Here is a 634-nt window from a genome sequence, read left to right on the forward strand (position 1 = left end):
GGAATACGAGATTACTACGCGTCTCGTGGGCTCGGAGATGGGTATAAGAGACAGGTCATGGAGCGGGGCGGGGCGGGCTACTGGAGCTCGCTCTCCTTGAACTCGTTGAGTTCCTCCCGGATGGAGGCGCGGTCCTGGGGCGTCGTCGAGTCCGCGCACCGCTGCTGGAGCCCGAAGAGGTACGCGTCGAACTTCTTCCGGATGTCCTCGGGGAGCTGCGCGTTGCCCTTCACCTTCTTCGAGACCTTGAGGATCTCCGTGTTCAGGGCCTCCTTGCTCAGCGGTTCCGGCCGGCCGGCGCGGGGCGTGTCCTGGGCGAGCGGCTTCTGCGCGGGCCGGGTGAGGGAAGGCTTCACCGGCGCCGGCTCCACGGCGGCGACCGCCGGTGGCGGCGCCTCCTGCACGGGCGCCGCGACGACCGGAGGCGGTGGGGCGGGAACGGGGTCGACCTTCGGCGCGGGTGGCGGCTCCGGGGTCACGGCGACGACGGGCGGAGGTGTTTCGCCGGGGCTGCGCGTGGCCATCACGACGCCCACGGCGGTGAGCAGCACGGCCGCGCCGATGGCGATGGGCACGAAGCGCCGCGGCGAGCGGGAGTCCTCCTGGGGCACCATCGCGTCGGGCGGGAACGGCG

1 pseudogene is annotated in these 634 nt (G+C 71.9%); it reads right to left on the bottom strand.

What is annotated here, in order from left to right:
* Positions 1–77 precede the first annotated feature (77 nt).
* Positions 78–634: pseudogene (locus D7V93_RS46330) on the bottom strand (serine/threonine protein kinase); the annotation flags it as partial.

Source organism: Corallococcus llansteffanensis (assembly GCF_003612055.1).
Lineage (GTDB): Bacteria > Myxococcota > Myxococcia > Myxococcales > Myxococcaceae > Corallococcus > Corallococcus llansteffanensis.